This window comes from Blastococcus sp. SYSU DS0828 (assembly GCF_054050975.1).
In genome coordinates, this window is record NZ_JBJHAK010000025.1 from 26423 (window position 1) to 40125 (window position 13703).

Sequence of the window (13703 nt, forward strand, 5' to 3'; positions counted from 1 at the left end):
AGCTACTACACGATTACCTCACTGCACAGTCTCAGTCCTCCAGCAGGCCGGCCTCGTGGGCGAGGATCGCGGCCTGGGTGCGGTTGGTCAGGTCCAGCTTGGTGAGCAGCCGCGAGACGTAGGTCTTCACCGTCGCCTCGCTGACGAACAGCCGACGGGCCAGCTCGGCGTTGGGCTCGCCGGTGCCCAGTAGCGCGAGCACCTCCCGCTCGCGGTCGGAGAGCGTCCCGACCCGGTTGAGCGCCTCGGCCCGGCGCGGCGCGGCGCGGCGGTCGACGTAGGAGTCGATGAGTGCGGCGGTCACCTTGGGGGAGAGGGTCGCGGTGCCGTCGGCGACGGCACGCACCGCGGCGGCGATCTGCCGCGGCGGAGTGTCCTTGAGCAGGAAGCCGGCGGCGCCGGCCGCGAGCGCCGCGTACACGTACTCGTCGAGGTGGAAGGTCGTGAGGACGGCGACCTGTGGCGGATCCGACAGTGCCAGGATCCGCTTGGTCGCCTCCAGCCCGTCCAGCACGGGCATGCGGATGTCGGTCAGGACGACGTCGGGCCGCAGCTCGCGGGCCGCCCGGACGCCCGCCGCGCCGTCCGCTGCCTCGCCGACCACCTCGAACCCGCCGGCCGACTCCAGCACCGTCCGCAGCCCGAAGCGCACCAGCTCCTCGTCGTCCACCAGCAGCACTCGGACCGGACGGCTGATCTCGTTCCCGGCCAGCTCCCGCCCCTGTTCACTCATGCCGGCAGCACCGCCTCGATCGCGAAGCCGCCGTCCAGCCGGGGTCCGGCCGTCAACCCGCCGCCGAGGGTGCGCACCCGCTCAGCCAACCCCACCAGGCCGTATCCGCCACCGGGAACGTCCCCGGCGGGTCGCGCCGGCGATCCGTTGACCACGCGCACGACGAGCTGTCCGTCCGGCCGCTCGACGGCCACTCGCACGTGCGACCCGGGCGCGTGCTTGCCGGCGTTGGTGAGCGCCTCCTGCACGATCCGGTAAGCGGCCCGGCCGACGGCGGGGTCGATGGCCTCCGTGACCTCGGGCGGGCCGGCGAGCTCCACGGCCATGCCCGCCTCGGTGGCCTGGGCGATCAGGCGGGGCAGGTCCTCCAGACCCGGTTGCGGGCCGAGCGGCGCGGCCTCGTCGACCTCCTCGGCCCGGAGCACCCCGACCATCTGGCGCAGCTCCTCCAGGGCCCGCCGGCCGGCGGTCTGCACCTGGTCGGCCAGCTGCTCCACGCGCTCGGGATCGCGGGCGGCCATCTCGATGGCGCCCGCCTGCAGCACCATGAGGCTCACCCGGTGGCCGACGGCGTCGTGCATCTCGCGGGCGATGCGTGTCCGCTCGGTGAGGACGGCGTCGCGCGCCAGCAGCTCCCGCTCGGTCTCCGCCTTCTCGGCCCGGTCGCGGAGGACGAGCAGCAGTTCCTCGCGGGCGCGCACCCAGGCGCCGATCACGCCGGGGAGCAGCAGGACGAGCGCGGCGACGGCGAGCATCACGGCGAGCTCCACGAGGGGCTCCCCCGTCCAGGGCCGCACCACGGCGATCGTCCCGACGAGGGCGGCCACGAGCCGGCGCTGCAGGCGGCCTTCGTAGCGGCCGACCGCGTAGGCGGAGACCGACAGCGCGGTGGCGACCGCGGGCGCCAGCGCCGTCACCAGCGCACTGGTCAGGAAGACCAGCAGCGGGGCCCGCCGGCGGCGCAGGAGCAGGAGCACGGCGAGCGCGACGCCGGCCGGGAACAGCACCGGGGGCGGTAGCACACCGGTGTCGTCGCCCGTCGCGAGGGCGACCGAGACCAGGGACAGCAGGGCCAGCGTGAACTCGAGGGCGACGCCGCTGCGGCTCAGGCCGGGCCACAGTCGCTCCCGCAGCCTCATGCGGCAGAGCGTATTTCGGCTGGACCGGCCGGTGGGTCGCCCGGGAGTGGATCGCCGGCGTCAACTTTCGGATGACGAGGTCGCATCGTCCGTCGTCCGAGGTCGAGGCCTGCGGCCGACGCGCTGACCAGGGCCTTCTCGGCAGGTTGGTGCCGTCCCCACAACCCGGAGGTTCCCATGATCGCGGTCAGCGGCTTGACCAAGAGGTACGGCGACCAGACCGTCGTCGACGACGTCTCCTTCACCCTGGAGCCCGGCTCGGTGACCGGCTTCCTCGGCCCGAACGGCGCCGGCAAGACCACCACGATGCGGATGCTGACCGGCCTCGTGCCGGCGACCGCCGGAACGGCGACCGTGGACGGTCACCCCTACGCCGACCTGGCCAACCCGGGCGCCGTCATGGGCACCCTGCTCGACGCCTCGGCCGTGCACCCGGGACGCACCGGGGCGACCCACCTGCGGCTGCTGGCCGCGGTGATCGGGGTGCCGGGCTCGCGGGTGGACGAGGTGCTGGGCCTGGTCGGGCTGGGCCACGCGGCCGGGCGGCGGATCGGCGGCTACTCCCTCGGCATGCGGCAGCGGCTCGGCATCGCCGGCGCGCTGCTGGCCGATCCGCCGGTGCTCGTGTTCGACGAGCCGGCCAACGGGCTGGACCCGGAGGGCATCCGGTGGATGCGCGACCTGCTGCGCGGGCACGCCGCCCGGGGCGGCACCGTGCTGCTCTCCTCGCACCTGCTGGGCGAGGTCGAGCACACCGTCGACCGGCTGCTGGTGATCGACCGCGGGCGGATCGTCGCCGACGGTCCGGTCGCCACCCTGCTCGCCGGGGAGGGCGTCGTCGTCCGGGCCCGGGACGCCGCGGCCTTCGCGACCGCCTTGACGGCGGCCGGGTTCCACGTGGAACCCGGGGACGGCGGGGCACTGGTGGTGACCGGCGCCGATGTCGCGGACGTCGGGGCGGTCGCCGCTTCCGGTGGCCACGTGCTGACCGACCTGCGACCGGTCCAGCGCGACCTCGAGGCCCTGTTCTTCCAGCTCACCCACGCTTCCTGATCGCCCGACCGCACCCTTCGGAGGAACCCGAGATGACCGACGTCCTGACCCTCGACCCGCACGCCGCCGTCCGCCGCTCCGTGCGCCGGACCGCTCCGTCACTGCCGGCGCTGACGGCGCTGGAGATCCGCAAGTCCCTGTCCACCCGGTCCGGCAAGGCGCTCGCCGTCGCCGCGGCCTTGGTCGGCCCGGCCGCGATGGCCCTCATGGGCATCGCGGCGGGGGAGGAGTTCCCGTTCGTCGACGGGCCGCTCGGCGCGGTCGGCGTGATGACCGGCATGCTGCTGCTCGCGCTGGGGGTGCTGTCGACCGCGGGAGAGTGGACCCATCGGACCGCGGAGACGACATTCCTGCTCGTGCCGCACCGCGGCCGGGTGCTGGCCGCCAAGACGGGTGCGCTGGCGTTGCTCGGGGTGGTGCTGGCCGCGGTGGGTGCGGCCCTGTCAGTGCTCGTGCTGCTGGGCATCGTTCCCGAGACGGCGTCGTGGGACGGCGCCGGGCGGGCCGTGCTCGCCGTGATCGGGGCCGGCGCGGTGTTCGCGGTGACCGGCGCCGGCCTGGGTGCTGCCGTCGGCAACAGCGCGGCCGCGCTGACCGGGGTGTACCTGCTGGTGCTCGGGGCGCTGCCGATCGTGCGGCTGTGGAGCGCCGACGTGGCCGAGTGGCTGGACCCCACCAGCGCCACCATGTCGCTGGCCACGGGGTCGCCGGAGGTGCGGCCCGTCCTGGTGCTGGTCGGCTGGGTGGTCGTCACCTCGGTGGTCGGCCACCTGCTCACTCGGCGGCGTCCCGTCGGCTGACGGATGCTGCCGGGTCCCTGGTGCGCCGGCCCCGCCCCGACCGGTTGTCGGGGCGGGGCCGGCGCGTTCGGTGCTGCCCGCGTCAGGCGGGGCGCGGCTGCTCGTCGTCCGGGGCCGGCCGGTGCCAGCCCTGCTGGATCGAGGCGCGACAGCGCGCGGGCTCGTCCCCGCTGGCGGTGAACAGCGCGCCGAGCAGGAAGCGCCCGTGGTCGAGGGCCTCGCGCGGCAGCGGGCCGGTGGCGACCAGCGAGACCAGCCCATGGCCGATGGTCCAGCTCTGGACGGCCAGCTCGAGGGGGTCGACATCGGCGCGGAAGCGGCCGGCGTCCCGGCCCCGGTGGGCGGCCCGGACCAGGTGCTCGAGGGTGGCGTCGGCCGCCGGGAGGTCCTCCAGGTCGACGCTCGCGTCGAACATCACGCGGTACAGGTCGGGGTGGGTGAGGGCGTGGTCCAGGTAGGCCGCCGCCAGGGCGGTCAGGTCGCGCACCGGGTCGGCCGACGTCGGCACCGTCGCCAGGCGGGCGTCCAGCCGGGTGAAGCCCTCCTGGCGGAGCGCCTGCCACAGGCCCTCCATGCCGCCGAAGTGGGTGTAGACGGCCATCGTCGACACGCCGGTCCCGGCCACCAGGGAGCGCAGGGTGATCGGTTCGCGGGACCGCAGCATGACGGCGGCCCGTTCGATCAGCTGGATGCGGACCGCCGGGTCCTTCGGGCGAGCCACAGGGGGACCGTACATGGCATAACGCTGCTATGTTTCGACCGGCCCGGATGCTCCGGGCGCCACGAGCGAGGAGTGAGCATGGCCATCACCCTGCTGAACCCGAGCGGGCTGCCGACGCCCGACGTCTACCACCAGGTCGCGGTCGCGACCGGCTCGCGGCTGGTGTTCGTCGCCGGCCAGGTCGCCGTCGACGCCACGGGCGAGAAGGTCGGCGTGGGCGACTTCGCGGCCCAGGTCGAGCAGGCGTTCCTCAACGTCGGCACCGCCCTGGCCGCGGCCGGGGGGACCTTCGCCGACGTCGCCAGGCTGACCGTCTACGTCGTCGACTGGAGCCTGGAGAAGATGCCCGCCTTCATGGAAGGCCTGTCCCGGGCGGCGGCGACGCTGGGCGTCGCCTCGGCCGCGCCGGCCTCGATGATCGGGGTCTCGGTCCTCTTCGATCCCGACTTCCTGGTCGAGATGGAGGCCACCGCGGTCCTGGACTGAGGTCGGGCCGCTTCACGCCGGGCGCCCGGCGTTCCCGCGGGGAACGCCGCCCCGGCGGACGCCAATTCGCTGGACAGGCGCGCCGGATGATCACCAGGGTTCCTGCCATGGCCACCCAGGTGACGATCCGGAACTACCGCCGCGAGGACTGGGCGGCGATCGCGGCGGCGCACGACGCGGCGCGGTGGCAGGAGCTGGCCGCGACCGTGGGCGTGGAGGCGTTCAAGGACCTGGCGGCCACCGCGGAGGACGAGGGGCTGTTCGACGACCAGGTCTGGGTGGCCGTCGTGGACGACGCCGTCGTCGGGTTCGTCGCCTTCGCCGACGACGAGCTCACGTGGCTGTACGTGCATCCCGACGTCCAGAACCGCGGGATCGGCCGGGCGCTGGTCCGGCACCTCCTGGCGCATGCCGACGGTCTCGGGATCGAGCGCGTTGAGGTGACGGTGCTGGACGGCAACCCGGCGCGGCGGCTCTACGAGCGGGAGGGCTTCACGCTGGTGGAGACGAAGACCGGCGCGCTGGTCGGCAACGAGGCGTTCACCGCGACCGGCCACATCATGGAGCGCCGCCGCTGACGGGTGGTCGGGCGTGCCCGGTCAGCCCCAGGGCCAGTCCGGCGGTGACCACGGTGATGCCCAGCCACACGACCGGCCCCGGCGCCGGGTCGCCCATGGCGACGCCGACCCCGGCGGCGGCGACCGGGGCGACGCCGGTGAGCAGCCCGGCCCGCGCGCTGCCGAGCCGGCCGACGGCGGAGTACCAGAGCACGAAGGCGACGGCGGTCATCCCCACGGCCAGGTAGCCGACGGCGGCCAGCTGCGTGCCGGTCAGGCGGAGCGCTGCGGCCGGCCCCTCGGTGACCAGGCCGAGAAGGCCGAAGACGGCGGCCGCGAGCCAGGTGGTGTGCACCGAGACGCCCCACGCCCCGTGCCGGGCGAGCAACGGCACGGCGAGCAGCGTGAACCCGGCCTCGCAGACCAGGACGACGACCGCCCAGGCCAGCCCCTCGGCGTCGCTGCGGCCGAGTCCCTGCACCAGTCCGGCGCCCACCGTGACGATGGCGGCGGCACCGAGCACCCGGCCGCGCGGCCGGCGGCCCTCCAGCAGCGGGCCGACGACGGCGAGCAGCACCGGCACGGAGGCGACGGCCACGCCGAGGACGGCCGGCTCGGCGTGCGCCGAGCCCCGCACAAGCGCCACGTTGAACAGCACCATCCCGGTGACGACGATCCCGAGCAGCCAGGCCCACTCGGCACCCTGCGGCTGGACGATCCGCCGCCCGGCCGAGCGGGCGAAGCCGACCAGCAGCAGGCAGGCGAGGGCGTAGCGCAGCGACTGCGCGGTGAACAGCGGCGCCTCGGTGAGGACGGCGGAGATGGCGACGCTGCTGCCGACGAAGCCCATCGCCACCGTTCCGGCGAGGACGGCGGGCGCGGCGGGCTGCCGGACGGGGGGTGCATCGACGATCGCGGCCATGGCTGCCATGCTCGGACCGCGTTGGCCCATCCAGTAGGGCCAATGACTGCAGAGCGGAGTGGACCAATGCCGGGGACGGACTTCCTCCACCTGGACCCGGCGGGTGCGCCGGCGCGCGGGGTGACCGACTGGCTGACGTCCGCGGTGCGAGCCGCGGTGCTGGACGGCCGGCTGGCGGCGGGTGACCGGCTGCCGCCGACGCGGACGCTCGCCGCCGACCTGCGGATCGCCCGCGGGGTGGTGGTCGAGGCCTACCAGCGGCTGGTCGACGAGGGGCTGGTCGAGGGGCGGACCGGGCGGGGCACCGTGGTGCTGCCGTCGGCGTCCCCCGTGTCGCCGTCGTCCCCCGTGCCACCGCCGCCCCCGGACCCGGCCCGGCTGCCGCAGCCGACCAACCGCCCCGCCGCCGAGGGCGAGATCGACCTCTCGCCGGGGGTGCCCGACCTCGCGGCGTTCCCGCGGGCGGCGTGGCTGCGGGCCGAGCGGGCGGTGCTGCGCGACGCGACGGCGGCCGACCTCGGCTACGGCGATCCGCGGGGCAGCGCGCGGCTGCGGCGCGAGCTGGCCGGGTGGCTGGGGCGCACGCGCGGCCTGCGCACCGACCCGGACCGGATCCTGGTCGTCGCCGGGGTGGCGCAGGCGCTGGCGCTGCTGGCGCAGACGCTGCGCTCTCGCGGGGCGGGCTCGATCGGGGTGGAGGACCCGGGGTCGCGGGGCGCGCGGGAGGAGCTCGCGCACTGGGGGCTCCGGCCGGTCGGGGTGCCGGTGGACGACGACGGCCTCGTGGTCTCCGCCCTGCCGTCCGTGCCGGCGGTGATGGTGACGCCGGCGCACCAGTACCCCACGGGCGTGGTGCTCTCGCCGGACCGGCGGCGGGAGCTGCTGGCGTGGGCGCGCGACGGCGGGCTGGTGATCGAGGACGACTACGACGCCGAGCACCGCTACGACCGGGCGCCGGTGCCGGCGCTGCAGCCGTCGGCGCCGGAGCACGTGGCGCACACCGGGAGCACGTCGAAGACGCTGGCGCCGGGCATGCGGCTGGGCTGGCTGGTCGCGCCGTCGCACCTGGATGCCGACCTGGTGGCGGCGAAGCACGCCAGCGACCTGGGCAGCCCGGCGCTGCCGCAGCTCGTGCTCGCGGAGCTGCTGGGGTCGGGGGCGTACGACCGGCACCTGCGGCTGGTGCGGACCCGGCAGCAGGCCCGACGGGACGCGCTCCTCGGGGCGCTGAGCCGGTTCCTGCCGGGGGCCCGGGTGGCGGGGATCGCGGCGGGGCTGCACCTGCTGGTCACGTTCCCGGGGCTGGACGCCGACGACGTCGCGCTGGCCGGGGCGGCGCGGGACGCCGGCGTCGTCGTCCACCCGCTGTCGTGGCACCGGCTGACCCCGGGCGACCCCGGGCTGGTGCTCGGCTACGCCGCCACGTCCCCCGACCGCCTGCACGTCGCCGTCGAGCGGATGGCCGCCGCCCTGCGGCAGGGCCCGCCCGGGTGAGGACGGGCCCTGCCGGTGGTCAGGGTTTGCGGCCGTGGGCCGCCTTGGAGAGCGGCTCCCAGGTGCGCCACTCGGCGAGCCGGGACTCGTAGTCGCGGGTGGCGATCGCCAGCGGGCCGTCGCCGAAGAAGATCCGCAGCGGCGGGTTCTCCATGTCGACGAGCTGCAGCACCGCCTCGCGGGTGGCCAGCGGGTCGCCCGGGTTGCCGGCGCGGGCCCTGCGCTGCTCCGCGGCCTTCTCGCGGAAGGCGTCGTAGGCGGGGTTCGGGGGGGCGTGCTTCGCCGAGGCGCCGCCCCAGTCGGTGGAGTAGGCGCCGGGCTCGATGATCGTCACCTTGATGCCGAAGTCGGCGACCTCCGCGGCCAGCGACTGGCTGAATCCCTCCAGCGCCCACTTGGAGGCGTTGTAGATGCCGATGTTGGGGAACGCGCTGATCCCGCCGATGCTGCTGACCTGCAGGATGTGGCCCGAGCCCTGCGCGCGCAGGTAGGGCAGCGCGGCCTGGGTGACGAACAGCGCGCCGAAGACGTTGGTGTCGAACTGGGCGCGGGCCTCGGCCTCGCTGATCTCCTCGATCATGCCGAACTGGCCGTAGCCGGCGTTGTTGACGACGACGTCCAGCCCGCCGAAGTGGTCGTGGGCCTGCCGCACGGCGGTGAAGGCGGCGTCGCGGTCGTCCACGTCCAGCCGGATCGGCAGGATCTGGTCGCCGAACTGCTGCACCAGGTCGTCGAGGCCGGCCGTGTCGCGGGCGGTGGCGGCAACCGAGTCGCCGCGTTCGAGGGCGGCGATCGACCACTCGCGGCCGAAGCCGCGGGATGCGCCGGTGATGAACCAGGTCCTGGGCATGCGGGGTCTCCTTCGTCGGGCGTCCGCCGTCGTCAGCGCCGGTGCTCCCCGTCCTGTTCCGCTCGTTCCCGCGGGAACGAGCCGAGGGCCGCCTCCCCGGTCGGGGAGACGGCCCTCGGCGTGCGGGTGCTCAGCGTCGGGCGGCCACCAGCTCGTCGTCGGAACGGGCCGCGGGCTCCCGCCGCTCGAGCGCCGCGCCCTCGATGTCGACGTCGGGCAGCGCCCGGTCCAGCCAGCGCGGCAGCCACCAGGCCGCCTTGCCCAGCAGCGTCATCACGGCCGGCACGAGCGCCATCCGGACGACGAAGGCGTCGACCAGCACACCGAACGCCAGCGCGAAGCCGATGCTCTTGATGGTGGCGTCGTGGCCGAGGATGAAGCCGCCGAACACCGAGCCCATGATCAGCGCGGCCGCCGTCACCACGCGGGCGCCGTGGCGGAAGCCGCCGATCACCGCCTCGCGCGGCTCGGTGCCGTGCACGTGCTCCTCGCGCATCCGGCTGACCAGGAACACCTCGTAGTCCATGGCGAGGCCGAACAGCAGGCCGATGAGCAGGATCGGCAGGAAGCTCAGCACCGGCCCGGTCTGCTCGACGCCCAGCAGGTCGGCCAGCCAGCCCCACTGGAAGACCGCGACCAGCGCGCCGAAGGTGGCGGCGAGGCTGAGCAGGAAGCCCAGCGTCGCCTTGATCGGGACCAGGATCGAGCGGAAGGCGAGCATCAGCAGCAGGAACGCCAGCCCGACGACGACGGCGAGGAACACCGGCAGCGCGTCGGCGAGCTTCTCGGAGATGTCGATGCCCAGGGCGGTGTTGCCGGTGACCGCCAGCTCCGAGCCGGTGCTCTCGACCAGGTCGGGGCGCAGGTCGCGGATGTCGCCGACGAGGTCCTCGGTGCCGGCCGCGGTCGGCCCCTCGGCCGGGATGACGGTGAGGATCGCGGTGTCCCCGGCCTGGTTGGGCACCGGCGGGACGACGGCGGCCACCCCGTCCAGCTGGCCGACGGCGGCCGCGGTCTCGGCGAACGCGGCCTGGGGGTCGTCGGCGTCCGTGGCGTCGATGACCACGGTGAGCGGGCCGTTGAAGCCCGGGCCGAAGCCCTCGGCGAGCAGGTCGTAGGCCTGCCGCTGCGTGGTCTCCTCACCCAGGTCGCCCTCCGAGGGCAGCCCCAGGCGCAGGTCGAGCGCCGGCAGGGCGACGACGCCGAGCCCCACGACGGCGGCCAGCAGGACGGCGATCGGGTAGCGGGTGACCGTGCGGGCCCAGCGGGTGCCGGCCGACTCCTTGGTGGCGAGCGCGGCCTGGCGGCGGCGCAGCCCCGGCACCGCCCATCGGTTGAACCGGTCGCCGGCGAAGCCGAGCAGGGCGGGGACCAGCGTCAGGGCGACGAGGACGGCGATGCCGACCATGCCGGCGGCGACCAGGCCCATGGTGGTGAGGAAGGGGATGCCGACGACGGTGAGCCCGGCGAGGGCGATCATCACCGTCAGACCGGCGAAGACGACCGCGCTGCCCGCGGTGCCGACCGCCCGCCCGGCGGACTCCCGGGCCGGCATCCCGGTGGCCAGCTGCTCCTTGTGCCGGATGGTGATGAACAGCGCGTAGTCGATGCCGACGGCCAGGCCGATCATCAGGCCGAGGGTGGGGGTGGTGCTGGTGAGGTCGACGACCGCCGAGAGGGCCAGCACGCCCGACATCCCGACGCCGACGCCGATCAGCGCGGTGAGCAGCGGCAGCCCGGCGGCCAGCAGCGACCCGAAGGTGACCGTGAGGACGACCATCGCGACGAGAACGCCGATCGCCTCGGCGGCGCCCTGGGCGGGGATGGCCTGGGTGGCCTCGCCGCCGAGCTCGACCCGCAGGCCGGCGTCCTCGGCGCTCTCGGCGACGTCGATCAGTTCGGCGCGGGCGTCGTCGGTGATCTCGTCGACCTGCACGCCGTAGGTCACCGTGGCGTAGGCGACCGAGCCGTCGGGGGAGACGGCCTGGGTCTGGAACGGGTCGGTGGCCGTGGCGACCTGCTCGGCCTCGGCGGCCTCGGCGACCGCCTGCTGGATGGCGGCGGTGAGCTCGGGGTCGGTGACCGCGCTGCCCTCGGGGGCGGCGAAGACCATGCGGGCGGTGGCCCCGCCGGCGCCGCCGCCGGGGAAGCGCTCCTGCAGCGTCTCCATCGCGGTGACCGACTCGACGCCGGGGATGGAGAGCTGGGCGTCGGCGTCGCGGCTGAAGGCGCCGGCCAGGCCACCCAGGAGGAGGAGGGCGAGCACCCAGGCGACGAGGACGGTCTTGCGGCGGTGGAAGGCCCAGCGTCCGAGACGGTGGAGGAGGACGGCCACGTGTGCGCTCCGGGGGTCGAGGGTGCGTCGTCGGCTCGCTGGCGCCTAGCCGATCGGCAAGCATGCTACTAGCCGATCGGCTAGGTGAGGGATGAGTCGTGTCACGTAGGGCGGTGTCTACGCTGTGCCGGTGACGAGCGCGGGAACCGCAGGCAGCGGCCGGTCGGCCGGCGCGCAGCGGGTGCTGGACGCCGCGCTCGACCTGTTCAGCGAGCACGGGTTCGAGGGAACCTCGCTCCAGGACATCGCCGACCGGCTGGGCGTCACGAAGGCCGCCGTCTACTACCACTTCCACACCAAGGACGAGATCCTGCTGGCGCTGGTGGAGCCGGCGTTCGACGAGCTGCTCGTGCTGGCCGAGTCGGGCGCGCGGTCCGGGCGCGGGCGGGGTGTGGAGGTCGCCGGCTACGTCGACTACCTGCTGCGGCACCGCCGGGTGGCGGCGTACCTGACCCGAGACGCCACGGCCATGAGCCGACCGGGCCTGGTGGAGAAGGGCACGAAGCTGCGCGGGCAGGTCGAGGCGGGGCTGCTCGGTGGGGACGGCGACGCGCTGGGGACCGTGTGGGGCGCGGCGACCCTGCAGGCGCTGGCCGGGGCGCTGCTGGCCGCGCCGCCGGACGTGCCGGAGGAGTGGCTGCGCGAGGAGCTCACCGAGCTCGGCGCCCACCTGCTCGCCGGCTACCGGAAGGCCGCCCGCCGCCGGGGCGCCGCGGGCTCTCACACAGCCATGAACCCGGAGCGATAGGCGAGGACGACGGCCTGCGTGCGATCCCGGGTCCCGGTCTTGGCCAGGACGGCGGCGACGTGGCTGCGCACGGTCTCGACACCGACGACCAACTGGGCGGCCATCTCGGCGTTGCTCAGGCCGGCGGCCATCAGCCGCAGCACCTCCTGCTCGCGCGCGGTGAGGCGGGCCAAGCCGGGATCGTCCGTGGTGCCCGACGACCGGATTCGCCGGCGGGCCAGCTCCCGGACGGCTTCGGGGAAGAGCAGGGACTCGCCGCGGGCCACCGTGCGGATGCCGTGCAGCATCTCCTCGGGCGTGGACCGCTTGAGCAGGAACCCGTCGGCGCCGGCCGCGAGCGCCTCGAAGACGTGGTCGTCGTTGGTGAACGTCGTGAGCACGAGAACCCGGGCCGCCGAGCCCGCGCGCACGAGCGCCCGCGTGGCCGCGATGCCGTCCATCCGCGGCATCCGCACGTCCATGAGGACGACGTCGGGGGAGGTGCGCCCGACCAGGTCGAGCACCTCGGCGCCGTCCCCCGCCTCCCCGACGACCTCCATGTCCGGCTCGCTGCCGACGACCGCGGCCAGCCCGCGGCGGATCAGCGGCTCGTCGTCGACCAGTGCCACCCGCAGGCTCATCGATGCCCTCCGCGCGCGTGCACGGGCAGGTGCACCTCGAGCCGCCAGCAGCCGTCGTCCCCGGCGCCGGCGCGCATCGAGCCGCGCAGGTCCCGGACGCGCTCCTCCACACCGACCAGCCCCCGGCCGCCGCGGGCCTCCGCGGGCACGGTGCCGTGGGCGGTGTTGGTCAGGCGCAGCCGCAACTCACCGCCTCCGGCGCGCACCTCGAGCCGGCCCGCTGCGCCAGGCGCGTGACGCAGCACGTTGGTGAGGCCCTCCTGCACGATCCGGTAGGCCTCCCGGGAGACGACCGCGGGCAGCCCGTTCACGTCTCCCGCGACGTCGACCGACACCTGCACGCCCGCTGCCCGGGCGTCGGCGACCAGCGGCTCGAGGTCCCGGAGGTCGGGCGCCGGGGCGACGTCCTCCGGGGTGCCCTCGTCCTCGCGGAGCAGCCCGAGCACGTGGTCGAGGTCGACCATGGCCCGGCGGGCGGCGTCCTCGGTGGCGCGGATCGCCTGCTCGGCGGCTGCCGGGTCGCGGGCGAGCAGCCGGCGCGCGGCCCCTGCCTGCACGCTGGCCAGGCTGAGTGCGTGCCCGACGCTGTCGTGCAGCTCGCGGGCCAGCCGGTCGCGGCCGGCGAGCAGTGACACCGACGCTTCCGCCGCGGCGAGCCGCTCGGCGGCCGGATCGGCGAGCAGCCGCGGGGCGAGGGCCGCGATGGCGCGTCCCAGCAGCTCCCCGCCGACGAGGCAGACCACCGCGATCCCCGCGGCCACGGCCACCCGGGCAGGCACCGCCTCGGGCGGCGAGACGCCCGGGAGGATCGACTCGCCCAGCCCGTCGGGGGCCGCGGCGACGACGGCGGCGGTCGGCAGGCCGATCACCAGCAGGGCTCCGGCCAGCGAGCCGGCGGCGACGTGGGCCACCAGCAGGACGGCGCTGCGTCCACGCTGGGCCCGGGTGGTGGCGGGGCCCGGGCGTTCCTGCGGACGTCCGGTGAGCAGCCCGGCGACGGCCGCGCCCTCGATGGAGCGGACCTCGGCCAGGGTGCCGATCGCGGCGACGGGTGCGGCGAGGACCAGCCCGGCCAGCGGGACGAGGAGGAGGACGGGCACCCCGGCGGTCGAGAGCAGGGAGACCGGCCAGGCGAAGACGACGCCGACGGCCAGGCCGATCGCGCCACCCAGCAGGAGGTAGATCCACCGGTGCAGCGAGCGACGGATGGCGGCGGCCGTCGTCCCTCGCTGCACCGGTGCATCC

The 13703-nt window shown here is 75.3% G+C and carries 14 protein-coding genes; 6 read left to right on the forward strand and 8 right to left on the reverse strand.

Annotation, left to right across the window (positions count from 1 at the left end; translation table 11 throughout):
• Positions 1–31 precede the first annotated feature (31 nt).
• Together ACI79Q_RS17265 and ACI79Q_RS17270 are read right to left on the reverse strand one after the other, a co-directional pair.
• The gene (locus tag ACI79Q_RS17265) at positions 32–733 is read right to left on the reverse strand and encodes a response regulator transcription factor (RefSeq protein ID WP_456591110.1); all 702 of its coding nucleotides are present in this window, start codon (positions 731–733) and stop codon (positions 32–34) included.
• A complete protein-coding gene (locus ACI79Q_RS17270; protein ID WP_456600659.1) occupies positions 730–1872 on the reverse strand; it encodes a sensor histidine kinase in 1143 nt (380 codons plus the stop codon). The genes ACI79Q_RS17265 and ACI79Q_RS17270 overlap by 4 nt, the downstream gene beginning before the upstream one ends.
• 177 nt (positions 1873–2049) lie before the next feature.
• On the opposite strand from ACI79Q_RS17270, the gene ACI79Q_RS17275 reads away from it, so the two are divergent.
• Positions 2050–2925 carry an ABC transporter ATP-binding protein gene (locus ACI79Q_RS17275; protein ID WP_456591108.1) on the forward strand — a complete coding sequence of 292 codons (876 nt, stop codon included), beginning with the start codon at positions 2050–2052 and terminating at the stop codon, positions 2923–2925.
• A 32-nt stretch (positions 2926–2957) separates the two neighbouring features.
• Positions 2958–3725 (forward strand): hypothetical protein, encoded by a 768-nt coding sequence (locus ACI79Q_RS17280; RefSeq protein ID WP_456615083.1) that lies wholly within the window; start codon positions 2958–2960, stop codon positions 3723–3725.
• Positions 3726–3807: 82 nt separating this feature from the next.
• On the opposite strand, the gene ACI79Q_RS17285 is transcribed toward ACI79Q_RS17280, so the two are convergent.
• Positions 3808–4446: a TetR/AcrR family transcriptional regulator gene (locus tag ACI79Q_RS17285; protein ID WP_456591106.1), complete on the reverse strand. Its 639-nt coding sequence runs from the start codon at positions 4444–4446 to the stop codon at positions 3808–3810.
• Positions 4447–4524: 78 nt separating this feature from the next.
• Between ACI79Q_RS17285 and ACI79Q_RS17290 the strand changes: the two genes are divergently transcribed.
• Positions 4525–4932 (forward strand): RidA family protein, encoded by a 408-nt coding sequence (locus tag ACI79Q_RS17290; RefSeq protein ID WP_456591105.1) that lies wholly within the window; start codon positions 4525–4527, stop codon positions 4930–4932.
• A gap of 107 nt (positions 4933–5039) precedes the next feature.
• A complete protein-coding gene (locus ACI79Q_RS17295; RefSeq protein ID WP_456615084.1) occupies positions 5040–5510 on the forward strand; it encodes a GNAT family N-acetyltransferase in 471 nt (156 codons plus the stop codon).
• On the opposite strand, the gene ACI79Q_RS17300 is transcribed toward ACI79Q_RS17295, so the two are convergent.
• A complete protein-coding gene (locus tag ACI79Q_RS17300; RefSeq protein ID WP_456615085.1) occupies positions 5491–6420 on the reverse strand; it encodes a DMT family transporter in 930 nt (309 codons plus the stop codon). The two genes, ACI79Q_RS17295 and ACI79Q_RS17300, sit on opposite strands and share 20 nt — an antisense overlap.
• A gap of 57 nt (positions 6421–6477) precedes the next feature.
• On the opposite strand from ACI79Q_RS17300, the gene pdxR reads away from it, so the two are divergent.
• A complete protein-coding gene (gene pdxR / locus ACI79Q_RS17305; RefSeq protein ID WP_456615086.1) occupies positions 6478–7905 on the forward strand; it encodes a MocR-like pyridoxine biosynthesis transcription factor PdxR in 1428 nt (475 codons plus the stop codon).
• Positions 7906–7924: 19 nt separating this feature from the next.
• On the opposite strand, the gene ACI79Q_RS17310 is transcribed toward pdxR, so the two are convergent.
• Both ACI79Q_RS17310 and ACI79Q_RS17315 read right to left on the reverse strand, forming a co-directional pair.
• A complete protein-coding gene (locus ACI79Q_RS17310; RefSeq protein ID WP_456615087.1) occupies positions 7925–8755 on the reverse strand; it encodes an SDR family oxidoreductase in 831 nt (276 codons plus the stop codon).
• Positions 8756–8885: 130 nt separating this feature from the next.
• Complete coding sequence (locus ACI79Q_RS17315) at positions 8886–11090, reverse strand: MMPL family transporter (protein ID WP_456615088.1); 2205 nt, start codon at positions 11088–11090, stop codon at positions 8886–8888.
• A 130-nt stretch (positions 11091–11220) separates the two neighbouring features.
• Between ACI79Q_RS17315 and ACI79Q_RS17320 the strand changes: the two genes are divergently transcribed.
• Positions 11221–11838, forward strand: coding sequence for a TetR/AcrR family transcriptional regulator (locus ACI79Q_RS17320; protein WP_456600479.1), 618 nt, complete (start codon positions 11221–11223; stop codon positions 11836–11838).
• Here ACI79Q_RS17320 and ACI79Q_RS17325 read toward each other — a convergent pair.
• Positions 11811–12458, reverse strand: a complete 648-nt coding sequence (locus tag ACI79Q_RS17325; protein WP_456591098.1) for a response regulator — start codon at positions 12456–12458, stop codon at positions 11811–11813. The genes ACI79Q_RS17320 and ACI79Q_RS17325 overlap by 28 nt on opposite strands.
• Positions 12455–13693: a histidine kinase gene (locus ACI79Q_RS17330; RefSeq protein WP_456615089.1), complete on the reverse strand. Its 1239-nt coding sequence runs from the start codon at positions 13691–13693 to the stop codon at positions 12455–12457. The genes ACI79Q_RS17325 and ACI79Q_RS17330 overlap by 4 nt, the downstream gene beginning before the upstream one ends.
• Between the last annotated feature and the right edge of the window lie 10 nt (positions 13694–13703).

What these genes read in the sequence shown, in the direction of transcription:
- ACI79Q_RS17265 (WP_456591110.1), bottom strand. Translation starts at nt 733, where the DNA reads ATGAGTGAACAGGGGCGGGAGCTGGCCGGGAACGAGATCAGCCGTCCG.
- ACI79Q_RS17270 (WP_456600659.1), bottom strand. Translation starts at nt 1,872, where the DNA reads ATGAGGCTGCGGGAGCGACTGTGGCCCGGCCTGAGCCGCAGCGGCGTC.
- ACI79Q_RS17275 (WP_456591108.1), top strand. Translation starts at nt 2,050, where the DNA reads ATGATCGCGGTCAGCGGCTTGACCAAGAGGTACGGCGACCAGACCGTC.
- ACI79Q_RS17280 (WP_456615083.1), top strand. Translation starts at nt 2,958, where the DNA reads ATGACCGACGTCCTGACCCTCGACCCGCACGCCGCCGTCCGCCGCTCC.
- ACI79Q_RS17290 (WP_456591105.1), top strand. Translation starts at nt 4,525, where the DNA reads ATGGCCATCACCCTGCTGAACCCGAGCGGGCTGCCGACGCCCGACGTC.
- ACI79Q_RS17295 (WP_456615084.1), top strand. Translation starts at nt 5,040, where the DNA reads ATGGCCACCCAGGTGACGATCCGGAACTACCGCCGCGAGGACTGGGCG.
- ACI79Q_RS17300 (WP_456615085.1), bottom strand. Translation starts at nt 6,420, where the DNA reads ATGGCAGCCATGGCCGCGATCGTCGATGCACCCCCCGTCCGGCAGCCC.
- pdxR (WP_456615086.1), top strand. Translation starts at nt 6,478, where the DNA reads ATGCCGGGGACGGACTTCCTCCACCTGGACCCGGCGGGTGCGCCGGCG.
- ACI79Q_RS17310 (WP_456615087.1), bottom strand. Translation starts at nt 8,755, where the DNA reads ATGCCCAGGACCTGGTTCATCACCGGCGCATCCCGCGGCTTCGGCCGC.
- ACI79Q_RS17325 (WP_456591098.1), bottom strand. Translation starts at nt 12,458, where the DNA reads ATGAGCCTGCGGGTGGCACTGGTCGACGACGAGCCGCTGATCCGCCGC.